We start from the raw sequence: 2,085 nt of genomic DNA on the forward strand, positions 1-2,085 counted from the left end.
CCTACGCCCGGCGCGGCGGGAGCTTGCTGGTGCGGGCCGGGCTGCCCTGGGAGGTGCTGCCCCGGGTGGCGGCCGAGCTCGAGGCCCGCCGGGTCTTCGCGGTGCGCAACTCGACGCCCTACGCCCGCTTCCGCGACCGGAAGGTGGAGGAGGCCCTGCCGGGCCGGGTGGCGTGGTTCCACGGCCAGTACGTCCAGGAGCCGGGGGAGATCGTCAAGCCGGGCGGCGGCCCCTACACGGTGTTCACGCCCTACTCCCGGCGGTGGTGGGCCGCGCCCGAGGCGCAGTTGCCGGAAGCGCCCGGGCGCTTCCCCCCGGTGGCGCTCCCGCCCGGCTACGACCCGGGCTCAGTCCCTGACGAGCCCTCCGACGTGCCCTTGCCGCCCGCGGGCGAGGAGGCCGCGCTGGGGGCGCTCGAGGCCTTCCTCTCGGGCGGGCTGCCGCTTTACCACCAGTACCGCGACAGGCTCGACGGGAGCGGGGTTTCGCGGCTGTCCTGCTACTTCACCCTGGGGGTGCTCTCGCCCCGGCTGGCGGCGCAGCGGGCCATGCGGGCGGGGAGCGAGGGGGCCCGCAAGTGGGTCGGCGAGCTGGCCTGGCGCGACTTCAGCGGCGACCTGCTCCACAACTTCCCCCACATGGCCCGCTCGGCCTTCGACCCGCGCTGGGACGCCCTGCCCTGGGCCGACGACGCGGAGGTGTTCGGGGCCTGGCTCGAGGGCCGCACCGGCGTCCCCGCCGTGGACGCCGGGATGCGCGAGCTGCGGGCGACCGGATTCGTCTCCAACCGCGCGCGCATGGTGGTGGCGCAGTTCGCGGTGAAGCTGGCCCTGCTGCCCTGGCAGAAGTGCGAGCGGGCCTTCCGCGACCTGCTCCTCGACGGCGACAACGCCTCCAACCTGCAGGGCTGGCAGTGGGCCGGGGGGCTGGGGGTGGACGCGGCCCCTTACTTCCGGGTGTTCAACCCCCTCACCCAGGCCCACACCCACGACTCCGGCGGCGCCTGGCTGCGGTGCTGGGTGCCCGAGTCCGGGGGCAGGCCCGAGCCCTACGGGCGCCCGGTGCTCGACCTCGAGGCCGCCCGCCGGCGCTACCTCGCGGCGGCTGGGCGGATCGGCCGGGCGAACCCTCAAACTTAAACGTAGTGTGGACAAAAGTTATACATAAACTCAACGGCTAGGCTCATGACGGGAAAGGCAAAGGCCGAGCGCGAGCCCTCGAGCCCCGGGATACCCCCGAGCGCCTCGAGCGCGGTAGCCCTTTGCCGACCTGGAAAGCATTTCAGGAGGCGAAACCATGAAGATCAAGATCTTGCTCGTCGCAGGAAGCCTGGCCCTGGCCGCCGTGGGGATGACCCTGACCAGCGCCCAGAACACCGCCGCCAACCAGACCATCGCCCAGGTCGTGGCCTCGAACCCCAACTTCAGCACCCTGCTGGCGGCGGTGCAGGCGGCAGGCCTGGCCCAGACGCTCTCGGGGCCCGGCCCCTTCACCGTCTTCGCGCCCACCAACGAGGCCTTCGCCAAGATCCCCAAGGCCGACCTCGACGCCCTGCTCAAGGACAAGGCCGCCCTCACCAAGGTCCTGACCTACCACGTCGTGGCGGGCAGGGTGACGTCGGCCGAGGTGGTCAAGCTGAAGGAAGCCAAGACGGTGCAGGGCCAGAACGTGGCCATCGCGGTCAGCGGGGGCGCGGTGACCCTCAACGGCAGCTCCAAGGTCACGGCCGTGGACATCCAGGCCAGCAACGGCGTGATCCACGTCATCGACACCGTGCTCCTGCCCAAGTAGCCCGGCGACGGCACCGGCCGGAGAGCGATTCGCTCTCCGGTTTTTTGTGGTGGGGCTTGCACCCGCAGGGGCGGGGGATGCTCGAGGATAGGCTCATGCGGCCGCTGATCTGGATCCTGCTGCTCGGCGCTTCGGCCCTGGCCCAGACCGCGCGCTGGGCGGGGCAGCCCGGCTACCGCAGCTTCGCCGGGGCCCCCACGAGCGCCGGTCCCGCGCTCGACCGCAGCTACGCCCTGGTCTACCCGGCCCAGGGGGCCTTCCGGGGCACGGTGCTGCTGGTGCCGGGCCTGCTGG

2 protein-coding genes and 1 pseudogene are annotated in these 2,085 nt (G+C 72.4%); all 3 read left to right on the top strand.

Features of this window, described 5'->3' with window-relative positions; translation table 11 throughout:
- Positions 1 to 1,139 (top strand): cryptochrome/photolyase family protein (locus MEICH_RS24710; RefSeq protein ID WP_036218508.1); only part of this gene is annotated, 1,139 nt, incomplete at its 5' end.
- Positions 1,140 to 1,296: 157 nt separating this feature from the next.
- The gene (locus MEICH_RS0111170) at positions 1,297 to 1,791 is read left to right on the top strand and encodes a fasciclin domain-containing protein (protein WP_027892685.1); all 495 of its coding nucleotides are present in this window, start codon (positions 1,297 to 1,299) and stop codon (positions 1,789 to 1,791) included.
- A gap of 95 nt (positions 1,792 to 1,886) precedes the next feature.
- Positions 1,887 to 2,085: pseudogene (locus MEICH_RS29345) on the top strand (alpha/beta hydrolase); the annotation flags it as partial.

This window comes from Calidithermus chliarophilus DSM 9957 (genome assembly GCF_000430045.1).
Taxonomy (GTDB): Bacteria; Deinococcota; Deinococci; order Deinococcales; family Thermaceae; genus Calidithermus; species Calidithermus chliarophilus.